The sequence below is a fragment of the Chitinophaga agri genome, assembly GCF_010093065.1.
GTDB lineage: Bacteria > Bacteroidota > Bacteroidia > Chitinophagales > Chitinophagaceae > Chitinophaga > Chitinophaga agri.
The window spans coordinates 7,533,034-7,553,379 of record NZ_CP048113.1 but is presented as its reverse complement, the minus strand read 5'-3'; the positions used below and the strand labels follow the sequence as shown (position 1 = coordinate 7,553,379).

The window sequence follows — 20,346 nt, the reverse complement described above, 5'->3', positions numbered from 1 at the left end:
AAGATTACCATCCTCTTCCGGGGGCGTAAAAACGACCGATTTTAAAAATTGATTAAAATTTATCCCGCCCTCCTTTTCTCGCATAAAGTTTTCCTAGTTTTGGAACCCAAATGAGAGTAGCTATATTTTTTGTATACCTGTGCTTCTTGCTGTTGAGTGGGGTCGAAAGTTCCCTGGCACGTGCGTATCAAAACGACGAAAGCTACACTATTTCCACACAGACAGAAGCCGGACAACCATCCTACATGACCACAGCGAGCCTGGAATGCTCCGTGGTCAGAGATACCCGTCCGGTGACTGAAGATGAATATATCATCAGTGAAGAAGTGGAAGACGAAGACCCCAATAACTACTTTTCTCCCAAGTTCAAACTACTGGCCAAGGGCCGCGATGCCTATGCATATCAAAACAGCCTGAGGTATCTGCGCAGGTACTTTAAGGCCCCTCCGTTCGCTGCTGATCAGACGTCCTGTAAGTATCTGACCCAGCGCGCATTAAGAATCTGATTGACGATATACCTCAGTTTACGGAGGTGTATCTACGCATGTCAGTCGGATGTAAACCATATCCCTACTCCCCTTCTGCATAGCTGTTTTTAGCTCCCATCTCCGGGGCTGTTGTCTATCATCCTGAATAAAGCAGTTTTAGCATCCTATCGTTTATTATCAAATATCATGAAGAGAATCGTCATGTTTACCAGCACGTGTGCACTTCTATGGCATACTGGCTGCAAACCACACAAAGAAGAAAAAGAAGAAGTAAGCAAGTACGCGGTCACCAGTCCGATGGTCATGGATACTTCCTTTAACAAAGAATATGTTTCCCAGATCCGCTCTGTCAGGAACATCGAATTACGTGCCCAGGAAAAGGGTTATCTCGAAAACATCTATGTTGATGAGGGTCAATTCGTAAAAGCAGGCCAGGTGCTGTTCAGGATCATGCCCAAGATCTATGAGGCAGAATTACTGAAAGCAGAAGCAGAAGCAAAAGCAGCAGAAATTGAACTGCAGAATGCAAAGACACTCGCTGACAAGAACATCGTTTCCAGGAATGAACAGGCCATGGCGCAGGCGAAACTTGACCAGGCAAAGGCTGAAATAGCACTGGCGAAACTGCACCTTTCCTTTACGGAGATCAGGGCTCCCTTCGCTGGTACGATCGACCGTATCCCGAAGAAACTGGGAAGCCTCATTGATGAAGGCGAACTGCTGACCAGCCTTTCCGACAACAGTGAAATGTTTGCCTATTTCAATGTATCCGAACCGGAATACCTGGAATATCAGACCAACACCAACAGCCGCGGTGATAACCATGTCAACCTCCTGCTGGCCAATAACCGTCCGCTGGCTTACAAAGGTGAAGTACAGGTGATCGAAAGTGAGTTTGACAATGAAACAGGTAACATCGCTTTCAGAGCGAAGTTCCCCAACCCTGACAAACTGCTGAAGAACGGTGAAACCGGTAAGGTGATAATGACCATGCCATTAAAAGGTGCACTGATCATCCCGCAGAAAGCGACCTACGAGATCCAGGACAAAAAATATGTCTTCGTCGTAGACAAAAACAATGTACTGAAATCCAAAAACATTACGATCAGTGGTGAAATCCCCGACCTGTATATCGTACAGAGCGGCCTGTCACAGAACGACAGGATACTGCTTGAAGGCATTCAGAAAGTAAAGGATGACGACAAGATCAGCTATGAATATCAGGCACCGCAAGAAGTTATTTCCCACCTGCGATTAAAAGCGGAATAGTCTATCATTCCTAACAGCGTAGCGCAATGTTTAATAAGTTTATACAGAGGCCCGTCCTCTCAATAGTAATATCGCTCATTATCGTGTTCCTGGGGGTGATCTCCATTACCAGTTTACCGGTAACGCAGTTCCCTTCCATCTCACCTCCCAAGGTGAATGTGACCTGCGAGTACCCTGGTGCGAACGGTGAGCTGATGATCAAATCCGTGATCATTCCGCTGGAAAGAGCCATTAACGGTGTTCCCGGCATGAAATATATGACCTCCGATGCCGGTAACGATGGTGAAGCGACCCTCCAGGTAGTATTCAACCTCGGTACTGATCCTAACCAGGCATCCCTGAACGTACAGAACCGTGTGGCTTCTGTCGTGAACAAACTGCCACCACTGGTAGTGCGTGAAGGCGTGAAGGTCTCCCGTGTGGAATCAAGCATGCTGATGTACGTGAACCTGTACAGTGACGATCCGAATGCTGACCAGAAATTCCTCTTCAACTTTGCCGACATCAACCTGCTGCCTGAACTCAGAAGGGTTGACGGTGTGGGTTTTGCCGACATCCTGGGTAACAGGGAATACGCGATGAGGATCTGGCTGAAGCCTGACCGTATGCTGGCCTACAAGATCTCTGCGGAAGAAGTGATGAAAGCATTGTCTGAACAGAGCCTGGAAGCCTCTCCCGGTAAAACAGGTGAAAGCTCCGGTAAGCGCTCCCAGTCTTTCGAATATGTATTAAAATACTCCGGTAGGTTCAATTCCAAAGATCAGTATGACAATGTGATCCTGCGCTCCAATCCGAACGGTGAGATCCTTCGCCTGAAAGATGTGGCCGACGTAGAATTTGGCAGCTCGATGTATGATATCTATTCCAACCTGAATGGTAAACCATCTGCGGCCATCGTACTGAAACAGTCCTATGGTAGTAATGCGAGCCAGGTTATCAAGGATGTAAAAGCAAAGCTGAAAGAGATCAAGGCGAACTCCTTCCCGAAAGGTATGAACTACGAGATCAGCTATGACGTATCCAAATTCCTCGACGCCTCCATTGAAAAAGTGGTGCACACACTCGTGGAAGCGTTCGTGCTGGTGGGTATCGTGGTATTCCTCTTCCTCGGTGACTGGCGCTCTACGCTGATCCCGGCCATGGCAGTACCGGTGTCACTCATTGGTACATTCGTATTCATGCAGTTCTTCGGTATTACGCTGAACCTGATCACCCTCTTCGCACTGGTACTTGCGATCGGTGTCGTGGTGGATGATGCCATTGTGGTAATTGAAGCCGTCCACGCCAAGATGGAAGAAGAACACCTGTCGCCGCTCAAAGCCACTAAAAAGGCCATGCATGAGATTGCGGGTGCGATCATCGCCATCACCTTCCTCATGTCGGCGGTATTTGTGCCGGTGGCGTTCATGTCTGGTCCGGTAGGTATCTTCTATCGCCAGTTCTCCATCACAATGGCTACGGCGATCATCCTCTCCGGTGTGGTAGCGTTAACGCTGACACCTGCGTTGTGTGCGATGATCTTAAAAAACAATCATGGTAAACACAAGAAGAAATCTCCGGTAGACAAGTTCCTGGCGGCCTTTAACAGAGGCTTCGATAAAACCCAGGGCAGATATATGAGGGTGCTGACGAAGATCATCAGCAGAAGAACAGTGACTTTCGCCCTGCTGGCGGGCTTCTGTGCGGCTACCTGGTATCTGAACGGGCACGTACCTTCCGGTTTCATTCCGAATGAAGACCAGGGTATGTTATATGGTATCATTCAGACGCCTCCGGGTTCCTCACTGGAAAGAACAAATGAAGTAGCAGAGAAATTACAGAAAATATGTGAAGATGTCGAAGGTGTATCCTCTGTGTCGGCACTGGCCGGTTATGAGATCCTGACGGAAGGTACCGGCTCCAACTCCGGTACGTGTCTGATCAACCTGAAAAGCTGGGAAGAAAGGAAACATTCTGTCACAGAGATCATCGAGGAACTGGAAGAAAAGTGTAAAGACATCACAGGCGCTAACATCGAATTCTTCCAGCCACCAGCCGTTCCTGGCTATGGTGCTGCGGGTGGTTTCGAATTGCGTTTGCTGGATAAAGGTGGTTCCGGTGATTATAAAAAGATGGAGACTGTCAGCAATGAATTTGTAGCTGAACTGAGTAAACGCAAGGAGCTGTCTTCTGTATTCAGCTTCTACAGCGCTAGCTTCCCGCAATACATGCTGAAAGTGGACAATGACATCGCCCAGCAGAAAGGTGTGACCATTGACAACGCCATGAACACGCTGTCTACCCTCATTGGTAGTAACTATGAGATCAGCTTCATCAAGTTTGACCGTCCCTATAAGGTGATCATCCAGGCTTCTCCGCAATACCGCGCATTGCCGGAAGACATCCTGAAACTCTACGTGAAGAATGACCGTGATGAAATGGTGCCATTCTCTGCCTTCATGAAAATGGAAAAGGTATATGGGCTGTCTGAGATCACCCGTTATAACATGTTCAACTCTTCCCAGATCAGTGGTTCCGCCGCTCCGGGATATAGTAGTGGTCAGGCGATCCAGGTCATTGATGAAGTTGCGAAGAAGACATTACCAAGAGGTTTCGGTATTGACTGGGCAGGTATATCAAAAGATGAGGTGGCGCAGGGTAACCAGGCGATCTATATCTTCCTGATCTGTCTTGGTTTCGTATACCTGATCCTGGCGGCACAGTATGAAAGCTTCATTCTGCCATTCGCAGTGATCCTCTCCCTGCCTGCCGGTATCTGTGGGGCGTTCTTCCTGATCAAGGTACTTGGTCTGGAAAACAACATCTATGCGCAGGTAGCGATGGTAATGCTGATCGGTTTGTTAGGTAAGAACGCCGTACTGATCGTCGAATTTGCCGTACAGAAACACCGTTCCGGTTCCACGGTACTGGAAGCGGCACTGGAAGGTTCCAAAGTGAGGTTCCGTCCGATCCTGATGACCTCTTTCGCGTTCATCGCAGGTCTGATACCACTGGTAGTGGCGACAGGTCCCGGTAAGATCGGTAACCGTACGATAGGTACTGCTGCTGCCGGAGGTATGTTATTCGGTACCATCTTCGGGGTGCTGATCATACCCGGTCTGTATTACATATTTGGCAAGATAGCAGAGCGACGCATGCTTGTGAAAGAAGAAGAAGAGAATCCATTAACCGAAGAAATTGATCATAACGTTTATGTATAAGTACAGGATAAAAAGGAGTATTGGGGCGTTGGGCATCTGCCTGGCCGTAGCCAGCTGTAAAGTACCTGCTATCGTAAACCCGCCTGCCGCCAAAACGGCGCCGGGCACTTATGACGGCAGTCAGGACACGACCAATACCGCATTGATACAATGGCGTGAATTTTTTAAAGATAAAGACCTCGTCAACCTGATCGATACAGCACTGAAGAACAACCAGGAGCTGATGATCACCTTACAGGAGATCGACATAGCAAGAAATGAGATCAGGTCCAGACAGGCAAACTTACTGCCTACAGTAGGTGTAAGGGCAGGTGCGGGCGTTGAAAAGGTAGGGCGTTATACCAGCCAGGGTGCTGGTGACGCCACTACCGAAATAGAACCAGGTAAGGAAATGCCGGACCCGTTGCCGGACTTCCTTATCGGGGCCTATGCCAACTGGGAAGTCGATATCTGGAACAAGCTGCACAACGCCAAGAAAGCAGCCGTTACCCGCTATCTGGCTACCGTAGAAGGCAGGAACTTCGTACTGACCAACCTGATCGCGGAGATCGCCAACTCTTACTATGAACTGCTTGCGCAGGATAACCAGCTGGAGATCGTCAGACAAAACATCGAACTGCAGAAGAACGCGCTGGAGATCGTAAAGATCCAGAAAGAGGCTACCCGGGCAACAGAGCTGGCCGTGAAGAAATTTGAAGCCGAAGTGCTGAAGTCGCAGAGCCTTGAGTATGACATCTTACAGCAGATCAAGGAAACAGAGAACAGGATCAATTTCCTCATGGGACGCTATCCGCAGGAGATCCCAAGGGATAAGAGCAACTTCCTGACGGTATTACCGAATATGGTCAATAAGGGCATCCCTGCACAGCTGCTGGCCAACCGCCCTGATATCAAACAGGCAGAACTGGAACTGACAGCTGCCAAACTGGATGTGAAAGCGGCACGTGCGGAATTCTATCCTTCACTGGGTATTTCAGCGGGTGTAGGTTTCAACGCCTTTAAGCCCACCTATCTGTTTAAAACACCGGCCTCCCTGCTCTATTCACTGGCAGGAGACCTGGCGGCACCACTGATCAACAAGAATGCGATCAAGGCTGAGTTTAACAGTGCCAACGCCCGGCAGTTACAGGCTTTGTATAACTACGAGCGTACCATTCTGAATGCATATGTGGAAGTGTCTACGCAGCTCTCCAATATCAGTAACCTGGAGAAAAGCTATGACCTGAAATCCAAACAGGTAGACGCACTGACAAAGTCGATCGATATATCAAATGACCTCTTTAAATCCGCCAGAGCGGATTATTTAGAAGTGCTGATGACACAGCGGGATGCACTGGATTCCAAACTGGAACTTGTAGAGACGAAGAAGTCACAGCTCAGCGCTGTAGTGAATATCTACAGAGGTCTGGGAGGTGGATGGAAGTAGTCAGCCATTATATAATAGCGAGGGCCGGTCAGTTGTTCTGACCGGCCCTTTTGTTATGCGGATAATGTTATCAAACAAATTGTCAGCGCTACTCCCCTGCAAGTTTCATATGATCGAAAACGTTACTGACCCGATGATCACCCAGATCCAGTGGCTTTTATTTCTTGTCTTCTCATCAATATTCCTATCGTTCCGTACCAGTATTCCCGCCGGCACTCCTCTCAAAAAATCTTAAAAAATATTTCCGCCTTACCCAACCCTTTCCTTTTACCCCCCGGTATTACTATCAATAACAGTTAAACTATTAAAATAACAGTATGAAAACAACAATGTTAAAACTCACCCTGATCGCCTTAGTATCAGTATCCCTGTTCGCTTCCTGTAAGAAAGAAGAGGATAAACCTACCGGATGCCTCATCAACACCGCTAACATTGCCGGTTCCTATAAACTCGGCGGCATGGAGTACGCAGCTGGTGGCAATGTGCCGCCAATCGATTTCATGACCTTCATAGACGACTGCGAAAAAGATGATCTCCTGATCTTTGTTAACAATGGTATACTCCGTCACGAAGACAAAGGCATCCTCTGTGAAGAATCAGACAATGAGGAAGGTACGTGGAAACTGGAAGGGAACAGCCTCAGACTGGATGGTGAATCAGTAGGCGCAATCACCAGTTTTGACTGCAAAACAATGGTGTATGCTGTTGACAATTTCCTGAAACAGGGAGACAAAATGACGATCACTTATATCAAACAGTAGCCTGTTTATTCCACCAGCACGATAAACCGTATGCGTGAAAGATCATGCGTACGGTTTATCGTGAATGCTGCTATTGTCAGACGAGCAGCAGTTCCCTGACCGTTTTCCGTCCGGGTAGATCGGCTGCCGTCACAATGATCTTTCCGCCGGCCGGCAGTGCGTCTGCCTGATAGTACCAATCGATCCCATTACGGCCTAAAACGGCCGCTCCACACTCTTTTACAGTGCCTTCCGCATCAAGTACCTGTACCTGCACTTCAGCCACCCTGAATTCGTCCTTTGCGGTTACTACCACCGCTGTATCTTCCAAACGAATGTTCTGGACTTCAGGAGAGCGGTATGCGTCCTTTACCGCCATATTATAGGCATTCTGCCCCGGCCCTGCCAGTGAGGCATAATAGGCCTTTATTGCGGGATCATTCATCATATCCCTGGCCAGATCAGCCGCAACGGTCATTTTATACCTGGCTTCCAGCTGTTTTTGCGTTGGTTTCTTATTGGACGGACGGCGTTTCTTCGCCATAATGATCTGTCCATTCCTTTCGTAGATGGTGATTTGCCTGCCGATAGAGCCCCGGACGAGCTGCAGGAGAATATTGTCTTTAACAATGGCCATAATAGTTCATTTTGAGGTAACTGCTACAAAGGTACTTAGTATTGTCCAGGTATCCAATCTCTATGAGTACTAATACGCCATTTATATATCACTTCAATATCCGGTTGATATATAAATGATATACAAATGACCTGATAATAACGATAATAACCAGGAACTTCATGAATACCTTACAGGTAGCTGACTACTATGTTACCGGCAACTGACTGACTGCTGACCAGCAGCTGACCGAAAACAAAAAGCCGTTTACCTGGCAGGCAAACGGCTTTTTGTTATATCAACATTGCTAACTATCAGAAGAATTTCGGACACTCCACTCTCGACTTGCTTCCTCCGGAGTTACCCAGGATACTTCCGAGGGAGTATCCGATTGACAGTTCATGGGTACCCGAGGTATAGCTTTGCAATGGTCCGATCGAAAAGTCGTAGGCGTATCCTACACGCAAATTGGGAGTAGGGAACACTTCTACTGCGGCGATGGCCGCATTGGCAGTGACCAGTGTTTTTTGCAGGTATGCTTTGCTGTAGAGGTCTACTCTTGTACGGTAACCACCGCCTACCCACAGCATTTCTTTAAACAGCAGGAAGAGGTTGAGATCCAGACTTGTCGGGCCGCCTCTGTCATCTTTCAACAGGAAGGAAGGCTTTAACCGGACCTGCTCATTCACCGGCAACATCATGCCTGCGGTCAGGTAATAGTGCGGTCTTGGCTGCGGGATAAACGCATATTTGGATTTATTGACGTGAGGAGATACCAGGTTATCTACCGAGATACCTGCGTAAAACTGCTGGTCGGCATAATAGATACCCGCTCTTGCATCGGGTACCATGGTCTTAATCACGCCAGGTATGATCTCTGTTTCCGGGTCCTGCGTCCAGAGCATTTTACCATTGATACCCAGTTGTACCAGACCAGCGCTCAGACCGAAGGAAAGTCTGGCCGTACCATCCTCATTGGTCCTTATACGGTATGCATAGTTGGCATATATAGATTCATTACTCTGCGCGCCAAGCCGGTCGCTCATGATCTGAACGCCCCAGCCCACATTACCATCAGCCGCAATATTATCCACAGCAATTGAAAAACTGCGGGGAGCACCTTCAATGCCAGTCCACTGGTTACGGTAATAACCGTGGATGTTCAGCGCCTCTTTATAACCTGCATAGCCAGGATTAACGTAGATACCGTTGAACATGTACTGACTGAACTGTGCGTCCTGCTGAGCAAACGACAGTTTGCCCAGCAGCAGCAACATCATCAATATGATACTTCTTTTCATATTAATCTTTGATTTTGCGAATGATCGTAGTGAATCCTTTCAATACTTCCCAACCTTCACTGTTTGCTTTTCTCACGCGCAGCAGGTAGTAGTAGGTACCATCATTTAAGCCCTGACCATTCCAGGTGTTCTGGTAGTTTCTCTGACGGAACACCTCGTTCCCCCAGCGGTTAACAATGATCAGTTCGTTTTCTACATATTTATTAAGACCACGGATTTCGAAGACATCATTCTTACCATCCCCATTCGGTGTGAACATCGGAGCGATACGGATGTCCGACTGTTTAACCGTGATCTTCACTACCGCTACGTTAGTCGTGTTGCCATTTATATCGCTGATCCGGTAGCTGAAGTCATCCTCACCAGCATAGTTATTGTCAGGCACATACCTTACCGTGCCATCTTCATTCACCGTTACCTGACCGTGTTTAGGTATCGTAACGATCTGCAGTGTACCTAAAGAGAAGGTTGATTGCTTCGGATCGTCATTGTCCAGTATCGGGATGATGACAGGCGTACTGGTCTGTGTTTCTGCTTCGTCGTCATTGGCTTCCGGCAGACCAGGCACTGTTGTTTCTGTAGGCGTATCGTTATTCAGCATTGTACCCGATACGTCGGTCACTGTGCCATTGTTGGCAGTGATAGCCGTAACAGTAGCAGTATTGACAACTGTACCGTTTTCTCTATCCTGCTGGGTGATGTTGTATACAGCAGTCAGCGTAACAGAAGCACCAGGCAGTAATACACCGGTATAGTGTTTCGTTGTACCCAGTTTAGGATCGGAGACGGCTATGGTATGCAGCGGGATATTACCCGTATTGGTAACATTGAATATGTAGGTGATCGTATTACCGTTGATGGTACCGATCTTCACCAGTCCGACAGCAGGAGACTGTACGATCGTGATCACCGTGATATTCACTGTCACGATCACCGCACCACCGTTACCATCGCTGATCACTATTGTAAAGCTATCAGCACCGGTAAAGTTGTTACCAGGCGTGTAGGTATAGGTACCATCTGTGTTTACGACAACGGTACCATTTACCGGAGCCGTACCCAGTGTATAGGTCAGTACGTCGCCATCTACATCCGTACCGGTTACCATGCCGGATACAGGAGTATTCACCAGTGTTGTTCTGGTATCGCCGGTACCCGTTGGTGCGTCATTCACAGGCGTAACGGTGATATAAACAGTGACAGTAGCAGTGCCGCCTTTGCCATCACTGATCAGAATCGTGAAGCTGTCAGCCCCATTGTAGTTCAGCGCAGGTGTATAAATGTAAGTACCGTCTGCATTTACGATAGCACCACCATTGACAGGTGCAGTGCCCAATGTATAGGTCAGTGCATCACCGTCTGCATCGGTACCGGTTACAACACCTGTTACCGGCGTATCTTCCGGTGTCGTACGTGCATCGCCAATACCAGTTGGCGCATTGTTTACGGCAATCACCGTGATACTTACTGTGACCGTTACGGAGCCACCATTACCATCACTGATCACAATGGTGAAGCTGTCAGCACCGCTGAAGCCAGGATCGGGCGTGTAGGTATAAGTACCGTCCGTGTTCACGACAGCACTTCCATTCGCAGGAGCGGTGCCGAGTGTATAGGTCAGCACATCACCGTCTACATCAGTGCCGGTTACAACACCGGTTACAGGCGTGTTTATTGTAGTGGTACGGGTATCACCGGTACCAGTCGGTGCGTCATTCACCGGTGTTACAGTGATGTTGACATTTACAGTGACAGTACCACCGTTACCATCGCTGATCACTACTGTGAAACTATCTACACCGTTATAATCAGGTGATGGTGTGTAAGTATAGGTACCGTCAGCATTCACGATCGCCCCACCGTTAACAGGGGCTGTACCCAGTGTATAGGTGAGTAGATCACCATCTGCATCAGCACCGGTTACAGCGCCATTTACAGGGGTATCCTCCGGAGTAGTGCGCGTATCACCGGTTCCGGTTGGCGCATTGTTAACTGGTGTAACAGTGATGATCACTACTGCTGTATCACAAAGGCCTGGTGTACCATTGTCACATACGCTATACACTAAACTATCTAATCCATTGAAGTTAGCGTTTGGCGTATAAGTAAAGCTACCGTCAGGATTCAGCGCTACTGTACCATTTACTGGTGCAGTGACCAGGGAAGCAGTTAAAGCATCACCTTCCGGATCGCTGTCGTTCGTTAATACATTACCAGTGAATGGTACATCTTCGTTTAAAGTGATACTGTCAGTAACCGCTATTGGCGCGTCATTGACTGGCGTAATAGTAAATATTACTACCGCTGTATCGCAAAGGCTTGGTGTGCCATTATCACATACTTGGTAGACAAGGCTATCAAGTCCATTGTAGTCAGCGTTAGGCGTATAAGTAAAGCTACCATCAGGATTCAGCGCCACTGTACCGTTTACTGGTGCAGTGACCAGGGAAGCAGTTAAGGCATCACCCTCCGGATCGCTATCATTAGTTAATACATTACCAGTGAATGGTACATCTTCATTTAAAGTGATACTGTCAGTAACCGCTATTGGCGCATCATTTACAGTAGTAATAGCAAATATTACTACTGCTGTATCACAAAGGCTCGGTGTACCATTGTCACATATGCTATACACTAAACTATCTGAGCCATTGTAGTCAGCGTTAGGCGTATAAGTAAAGCTACCATCAGGATTCAGCGCCACTGTTCCATTTACTGGCGCAGTGACCAGAGAAGCGGTTAAGGCATCACCTTCAGGATCGTTATCATTAGTTAATACATTACCAGTGAATGGTACATCTTCATTTAAAGTAATACTGTCAGTAACCGCTATTGGCGCGTCATTGACAGGCGTAATAGTAAATATTACTACCGCGCTATCACATAGGCTCGGTGTACCATTGTCACATACGCTATACACTAAACTATCTAATCCATTGTAGTCAGCGTTAGGCGTATAAGTAAAGCTACCATCAGGATTCAGCGCCACTGTACCGTTTACTGGTGCGGTGACCAGGGAAGCGGTTAAGGCATCTCCTTCCGAATCGCTATCATTAGTTAATACATTACCAGTGAATGGTACATCTTCATTTAAAGTGATACTGTCAGTAACCGCTATTGGCGCATCATTGACAGGCGTAATAGTAAATATTACTACCGCGCTATCACAAAGGCTCGGTGTACCATTATCACATACGCTATACACTAAACTATCTAAGCCATTGAAGTTAGCGTTAGGCGTATAAGTAAAGCTACCGTCAGGATTCAGCGCCACTGTTCCATTTACTGGCGCAGTGACCAGGGAAGCGGTTAAGGCATCACCTTCAGGATCGTTATCATTAGTTAATACATTACCAGTGAATGGTACATCTTCATTTAAAGTAATACTGTCAGTAACCGCTATTGGCGCGTCATTGACAGGCGTAATAGTAAATATTACTACCGCGCTATCACAAAGGCTCGGTGTACCATTGTCACATACGCTATACACTAAACTATCTAATCCATTGTAGTCAGCGTTAGGCGTATAAGTAAAGCTACCATCAGGATTCAGCGCCACTGTACCGTTTACTGGTGCGGTGACCAGGGAAGCGGTTAAGGCATCTCCTTCCGGATCGCTGTCATTAGTTAATACATTACCACTGAACGGTACATCCTCATTTAAAGTGATACTGTCAGTAACCGCTATTGGCGCATCATTGACAGGCGTAATAGTAAATATTACTACCGCTGTATCACAAAGGCTTGGTGTACCATTGTCACACACCTGATAAACGAGGCTATCCAGTCCATTGTAGTCAGCGTTAGGCGTATAAGTAAAGCTACCGTCAGGATTCAGCGCCACTGTTCCATTTACTGGTGCGGTGACCAGGGAAGCAGTTAAGGCATCTCCTTCCGGATCGCTGTCATTCGTTAATACATTACCAGTGAATGGTACATCTTCATTTAAAGTGATACTGTCAGTTACTGCTATTGGTGCATCATTGACAGGCGTGATCGTAAATATTACTACCGCTGTATCGCAAAGGCTTGGTGTACCATTATCACATACTTGGTAGACAAGGCTATCAAGACCATTGTAGTCAGCGTTAGGCGTATAAGTAAAGCTACCGTCAGGATTCAGGGCTACCGTACCGTTTACTGATGCAGTGACCAGGGAAGCGGTTAAGGCGTCTCCTTCCGGATCGCTGTCGTTCGTTAATACATTACCAGTGAACGGTACATCTTCATTTAAAGTGATACTGTCAGTAACCGCTATTGGCGCATCATTCAAAGGAGTAATAGTAAATATTACTACTGCTGTATCGCAAAGGCCTGGTGTACCATTATCACATACGCTATACACTAAACTATCTAATCCATTGAAGTTAGCGTTAGGCGTATAAGTAAAGCTACCATCAGGATTCAGGGCTACCGTACCGTTTACTGGCGCAGTAACCAGGGAAGCAGTTAAGGCATCTCCTTCCGGATCGCTATCATTAGTCAGTACATTACCAGTGAACGGTACATCTTCATTTAAAGTGACACTATCAGTAACCGCTGTCGGTGCATCATTTACTGGCGTAATAGTAAATATTACTACTGCTGTATCACAAAGGCTTGGTGTACCATTGTCACACACCTGATAAACGAGGCTATCCAGTCCATTGTAGTCAGCGTTAGGCGTATAAGTAAAGCTACCGTCAGGATTCAGCGCCACTGTTCCATTTACTGGTGCAGTGACCAGGGAAGCGGTTAAGGCATCACCCTCCGGATCGCTGTCGTTCGTTAATACATTACCAGTGAATGGTACATCTTCATTTAAAGTGATACTATCAGTAACCGCTATCGGTGCATCATTGACAGGCGTAATAGTAAATATTACTACCGCTGTATCGCAAAGGCTTGGTGTGCCATTATCACATACTTGGTAGACAAGGCTATCAAGACCATTGTAGTCAGCGTTAGGCGTATAAGTAAAGCTACCATCAGGATTCAGGGCTACCGTACCGTTTACTGGCGCAGTAACCAGGGAAGCAGTTAAGGCATCTCCTTCCGGATCGCTATCATTAGTTAATACATTACCACTGAACGGTACATCCTCATTTAAAGTGATACTGTCAGTAACCGCTATTGGCGCATCATTGACAGGAGTAATAGTGAATATTACTACTGCTGTATCGCAAAGGCTTGGTGTACCATTATCACATACTTGGTAGACAAGGCTATCAAGACCATTGTAGTCAGCGTTAGGCGTATAAGTAAAGCTACCGTCAGGATTCAGCGCCACTGTACCGTTTACTGGTGCAGTGACCAGGGAAGCGGTTAAGGCGTCTCCTTCCGGATCGCTGTCGTTCGTTAATACATTACCAGTGAACGGTACATCTTCATTTAAAGTGATACTGTCAGTAACCGCTATCGGTGCATCATTGACAGGCGTAATAGTAAATATTACTACCGCTGTATCGCAAAGGCTAGGTGTACCATTGTCACATACGCTATACACTAAACTATCTAATCCATTATAATTAGCGTTAGGCGTATAAGTAAAGCTACCATCAGGATTCAGCGCTACTGTACCATTTACTGGCGCAGTGACCAGGGAAGCGGTTAAGGCATCTCCTTCCGGATCGCTATCATTAGTCAGTACATTACCAGTGAACGGTACATCTTCATTTAAAGTGACACTATCAGTAACCGCTGTCGGTGCATCATTGACAGGCGTGATCGTAAATATTACTACCGCTGTATCGCAAAGGCTTGGTGTGCCATTATCACATACTTGGTAGACAAGGCTATCAAGACCATTGTAGTCAGCGTTAGGCGTATAAGTAAAGCTACCGTCAGGATTCAGCGCCACTGTACCGTTTACTGGTGCAGTGACCAGGGAAGCGGTTAAGGCATCACCCTCCGGATCGCTGTCGTTCGTTAATACATTACCAGTGAACGGTACATCTTCATTTAAAGTAATACTGTCAGTAACCGCTATCGGTGCATCATTTACTGGCGTAATAGTAAATATTACTACCGCTGTATCGCAAAGGCTAGGTGTACCATTGTCACATACGCTATACACTAAACTATCTAATCCATTGAAGTTAGCGTTAGGCGTATAAGTAAAGCTACCATCAGGATTCAGCGCTACTGTACCATTTACTGGCGCAGTGACCAGGGAAGCGGTTAAGGCATCTCCTTCCGGATCGCTATCATTAGTCAGTACATTACCAGTGAACGGTACATCTTCATTTAAAGTGACACTATCAGTAACCGCTGTCGGTGCATCATTTACTGGCGTAATAGTAAATATTACTACCGCTGTATCGCAAAGGCTTGGTGTGCCATTATCACATACTTGGTAGACAAGGCTATCAAGACCATTGTAGTCAGCGTTAGGCGTATAAGTAAAGCTACCGTCAGGATTCAGCGCCACTGTACCGTTTACTGGTGCGGTGACCAGGGAAGCGGTTAAGGCATCTCCTTCCGGATCGCTATCATTAGTCAGTACATTACCAGTGAACGGTACATCTTCATTTAAAGTGACACTATCAGTAACCGCTGTCGGTGCATCATTGACTGGCGTAATAGTAAATATTACTACCGCTGTATCGCAAAGGCTCGGTGTACCATTATCACATACACTATACACTAAACTATCTAATCCATTGTAGTCAGCGTTAGGTGTATAAGTAAAGCTACCATCAGGATTCAGCGCCACTGTACCGTTTACTGGTGCAGTGACCAGGGAAGCAGTTAAGGCATCTCCTTCCGGATCGCTATCATTAGTCAGTACATTACCAGTGAATGGTACATCCTCATTTAAAGTGACACTATCAGTAACCGCTGTCGGTGCATCATTTACTGGCGTAATAGTAAATATTACTACCGCTGTATCGCAAAGGCTTGGTGTGCCATTATCACATACGCTATACACTAAACTATCCAGTCCATTGTAGTCAGCGTTAGGCGTATAAGTAAAGCTACCGTCAGGATTCAGCGCCACTGTACCGTTTACTGGTGCAGTAACCAGGGAAGCGGTTAAGGCGTCTCCTTCCGGATCGCTGTCGTTCGTTAATACATTACCATTGAATGGTACATCTTCATTTAAAGTGATACTGTCAGTAACCGCTATCGGCGCATCATTGACAGGAGTAACCATAATTCTTACCACTGCTGTATCACAAAGGCTTGGTGTGCCATTGTCACATATGCTATACACGAGGCTATCCAGACCGTTGAAGTTAGCGTTCGGTGTATAAGTGAAACTTCCATTTGTGTTCAATACAACCGTACCGTTTACCGGCAATGTTACCATTGAGGCAGTTAGCGTATTTCCTTCTACATCTGTATCATTTGTCAATACATTACCTGTGAACGGAATATCTTCTGTTACAGTGATGCTGTCATCTACCGCTACCGGTGCATCATTTACCGCCGTAATACCTAACGGCACTGTCGCTGTAGCCTGCAAAGCGCCACCTGAACCTGTATTGCCATTGTCAGAGATATTCACCGTTAACAATACAGTAGTAGGCGGATTCTGCGTAGACGAATAAGTCACGTTATTCGCCAACAGGAATGCATTGATATCCGGAATACTACCCGTCAATATCAGTGCAGCAGGCGTACCGCTTACAACCACGCCGGCACCACTCACCGCATTCAATGTACCATTCGGTACGGAGAATGTCACTGTCACACTACCTGTGCCTGCATCTATATCTGAGAAAGAGATATCTTTCAGGGAGGCCGATATATCTTCCGTCACCGCAATGCTTGTAGGGGTAACGATCTGAGGGCCATCATTTACTGGCTGAATATTAATAGTAACACGGGCAGTCGCCGTTGAATAAGAAGTACCATCATATGCTCTCCAGTCGAAACCTGTTGTACCATTCCAGTTAGCGGTAGGAACGAATGTAATGTTACCCAACTGGGCAACTGGTATATCCTGTCCGACGCTGATCACTACACCATTCAGCCTGAAACTACCGTTCAGCGGCAGACTCGTAATTCTTATACTGTTCAGCGGAGCACCATCAGGATCACTGTAATGACTGGTGAAATCAGCGGCAGTGAAAGTAAGTGTATTATCTTCATTACCATTTACTGTGTTATCAGTGATCACTGGTAAACCATTCACGGTGGCTGACACCGTAAATGTGTAATCGGCTCTGTCCGTATCGGTTTCGTTATTCACGATACGCACTACGGCTGTGTACACACCTACCGGATGTGCTGCCGGATCAAACCTTATGACAAAGTTGGTCGTCTGCCCGACCAGCAGTGAAGTAGATCCTGGCTGTGTAACGATAGTAAATCCCGGATCGCCGGATACAAAGCTGATAGCCGGAGTAGCTGTCAGATTAATAACACCGGTACCAACGTTACCGATCGTGAAGGTATGTTGAACGGTAGTGGAGATAGTGATACCGAAATCTGTACCATCCAGCGTATTGACAGTTGTGCTGTTATCTGCAATGGCAGTCGCATTACCTACTACATTGATACGCGGATCAGTCAGTATAACAATAGTCGTCGTTGACGCCGGACCAGTCTCCAGTCCATCGTACAATACCGTTGTGATAGTACGGTTGGTCGTATTAGGAGACGGATTACTATTGCGGTATTCGATCATACCCAACGCAGTTACATAGTCCGCCTGGGATGCTACACCATTTAATATAATCGTACCTGTACCGCTACCTGTAGCTGTAATACCCGCCGGCAATGTGCCATTCACAAAAATCGCTTCAGCAGCACCATCGAGGATATTGGTCAGTGTAACAGTTGCACGCGCCAGTGTGGTACCTCCCGGATCGAGGATACTGAGATCTGCATCATTGATCTTTGCACCGGTTGCACTCCCTGCATTGAAATAGTTCAGATAGTTATAGTTACCTGCTGCACCTGAGCTGAGATCAGGGTCAAGGTTAGGAACGGGACAGTTATTTACATTCAGTGTTCTTGTGATGAGGTTATTATCATAGTTACACTCTTTATAGACTGTACTCTGCGTAGCAAGTGAACTTAACGTAAAGGGTGTACCAACAGCGGTACCTACGCCACCAGGAACAAAACTGCCGTTGTCGTTCAGGACAATGGTCATATCGATGTTCAGGTCGATGAAGCTGTTCATGTTGATATCAAAAGAGAACACCTTACATTCTCCTTCCAGCAGGTCTTCCGGAAATGCACCTGTATATAATAATACAGCCGCAGGATCTGTCGTCGGATCTCCATGATAGAAGGATACCGGCATCCCGCCACTACTATTACCCGCACCCGGGTTACATACGTTAAAGGTGGCGGTCACCACTTTACAGGAAGGTCCTTTCGTCAGTGCTACACTGGACGCGTCAAATGCGACATCCGGTCTGGCACCATAATAGTCCATTGACAGCAAAAACTGATAATCAGGATTTGCCAGTCCGGTCATATTGGTAACAGTCAGCTGTGTTTTATCGGCCGACAATGAAAAAACGATATCATAATTGTTAGGTCCCTTAAAACCTACTGTGCCTGCGTGGGAACGTGTGCTGGTATTATTAAGGGGAACGCCTTTAAATGCATAGTTATCATCACGTCTGTTGGCGCCATCCAGACCTACCTGCTGATAAAAATAACCAGCGGCGGTCTCTGTGGTCAGATCAATATATGCATAAGCGGCAATGGAGTTTTCATTCGCCTCTCTGTCTGTGTTACACGCATTACCTGTTTCATTGAAATAGATCGCATTCGTTCCGGGCGGAATATTAAATGTCCGGCTTACACCAGTCATAGAACTCACCCCTTTAGGGATGGGCTGAATATCAGAATTAATAAACTCTGCACTCATCCCCTGTCCTACTCTATGGTAAAACTCTATAACATAGGCGTCATCAAAGTCTCTGGCGTAGCTGGCATCACGTCTGATGATCAGGTTCGTCCCACTCACATAGATCTGCGGATTATACACCCCCACCGCGCCATTACTGGTACGTTTGGATGCATAGTCACCGGCAATACCGGCAGCTGAAAGGAAGTTGGCAGTAGATGCACTGGACAGGTTATTGATAACATAAGTAGATCTTCTGTCGTCAGCACCACCGTTCGCCAGTGTGATCATACCATCGGTCAGGCCAGCATCCAGGTCTACGGTTACACGAAGATTGGAATACCCTTCTTCTGTACCGGCAGACGTATTGAGATCTGCGGCACTTGAGTTGGTTCCTTTACCTGATATACTGATAATGCTGGCGCCTGCGGGAATTGGTACTACCAGGTCTGTATTGGCTACACCTGTACCATGCAGTAACGCTCTTACCTGAGGGTCCATCGGATTGATGGAGTTATTGTAAGGAGACACATATTCCACGTAATAAGAAGAATGGATGTCCGTCACAGCTTCGGTGATCGTTAATGTATTTCCTGCCACCGTAAAGTTTACGTTGTTCAGGTTGGGAGTAGCATCTCCTATCTTACTTGCATTGGGAATAAAAGCGTTCAGTGGTGCTTTCTGCCAGCCATACAGGTTAGTACCCGATCCGTCAACAAATGTGTTCTTCGCATAGTTTACATAACCGGAAGAAGTATTGGCTGACAAGTCGATAATCGCGTTGATAGTAATGAAGTCTTCATCACCCTGCGGATTGTCGGCAATCGTGTTCAGTCCTGTCTCGGAAGATATGTAGACCGTTATTGACCTGGTACCTGCCGGAATCGTGAACACCGGAGCAGTTCCACCTGGTGCCCTGTATTTGGTTTCAATACCCAATATATCCCCTTTCTTTCCACCACTGGGGTTACAGGGACTTGAGGGCATCTGGCCAAACGTGACCAATGAACAAAGTACCAAGACCAGGCTTGATAAGACGTTTACGATACGTGTTTTCATAGATATAGCTATAGGCTGTCCTTTAGACTGCCGTTATTCATATGGTACAGGGGACGGTACAATTCCTCATTACACAGCCAGAGGCAAAACTGGGGCGATAAACGCGAAGATCAAACTCTTTCCATATCCAGGTATTCAATTCCGATAATCTTTCCTAATGTTGTGAAAATGTTTACCAGTCCCATCAGCCGCAAATATATAAAAATATATAAATAAGATTAATCTTTGTATACGTATCCTAAGACAGATTCGCCGCTTACATATTTGCGAACTGATATACAACCAATTGTCAGCGAAAAAAAAAATTCAGAGAGCAGACAGGCCAGTTGCAGTACATTCAGCAGTGTACAGGTCTGTAAAAGAGTGTAGGTTATTCATAATGAAAATGATAGATGACAGGCGCGATAAAACAGGCATGTCGGGCAATAATGCGAATTATGCAGGTATCCCTGCA

General features: G+C 46.6%; 8 protein-coding genes. 5 read left to right on the top strand and 3 right to left on the bottom strand.

Annotation, left to right across the window (positions count from 1 at the left end; translation table 11 throughout):
• Positions 1-110: 110 nt before the first annotated feature.
• The 5 genes from GWR21_RS29795 to GWR21_RS29775 all read left to right on the top strand — a co-directional run bounded on the left by GWR21_RS29795 (position 111) and on the right by GWR21_RS29775 (position 7,144).
• Positions 111-506, top strand: coding sequence for a hypothetical protein (locus tag GWR21_RS29795; protein WP_162335333.1), 396 nt, complete (start codon positions 111-113; stop codon positions 504-506).
• Positions 507-674: 168 nt separating this feature from the next.
• On the top strand, positions 675-1,757 hold the full coding sequence (locus GWR21_RS29790) for an efflux RND transporter periplasmic adaptor subunit (RefSeq protein ID WP_162335332.1): 1,083 nt from the start codon (positions 675-677) through the stop codon (positions 1,755-1,757).
• A gap of 26 nt (positions 1,758-1,783) precedes the next feature.
• Positions 1,784-4,957, top strand: coding sequence for an efflux RND transporter permease subunit (locus tag GWR21_RS29785; protein ID WP_162335331.1), 3,174 nt, complete (start codon positions 1,784-1,786; stop codon positions 4,955-4,957).
• Positions 4,950-6,383 carry a TolC family protein gene (locus tag GWR21_RS29780; RefSeq protein ID WP_162335330.1) on the top strand — a complete coding sequence of 478 codons (1,434 nt, stop codon included), beginning with the start codon at positions 4,950-4,952 and terminating at the stop codon, positions 6,381-6,383. The genes GWR21_RS29785 and GWR21_RS29780 overlap by 8 nt, the downstream gene beginning before the upstream one ends.
• Positions 6,384-6,700: 317 nt before the next feature.
• The gene (locus tag GWR21_RS29775) at positions 6,701-7,144 is read left to right on the top strand and encodes a lipocalin-like domain-containing protein (RefSeq protein ID WP_162335329.1); all 444 of its coding nucleotides are present in this window, start codon (positions 6,701-6,703) and stop codon (positions 7,142-7,144) included.
• A 76-nt stretch (positions 7,145-7,220) separates the two neighbouring features.
• Here the strand turns inward: GWR21_RS29775 and GWR21_RS29770 are convergent, their stop codons facing one another.
• From GWR21_RS29770 to GWR21_RS29760, 3 genes are all read right to left on the bottom strand, one after another.
• The gene (locus tag GWR21_RS29770; protein WP_162335328.1) at positions 7,221-7,760 is read right to left on the bottom strand and encodes a hypothetical protein; all 540 of its coding nucleotides are present in this window, start codon (positions 7,758-7,760) and stop codon (positions 7,221-7,223) included.
• Positions 7,761-8,053: 293 nt separating this feature from the next.
• Positions 8,054-9,040 carry a PorP/SprF family type IX secretion system membrane protein gene (locus GWR21_RS29765; protein WP_162335327.1) on the bottom strand — a complete coding sequence of 329 codons (987 nt, stop codon included), beginning with the start codon at positions 9,038-9,040 and terminating at the stop codon, positions 8,054-8,056.
• Between the two features lies 1 nt (position 9,041).
• A complete protein-coding gene (locus GWR21_RS29760) occupies positions 9,042-19,892 on the bottom strand; it encodes an Ig-like domain-containing protein (RefSeq protein WP_162335326.1) in 10,851 nt (3,616 codons plus the stop codon).
• Between the last annotated feature and the right edge of the window lie 454 nt (positions 19,893-20,346).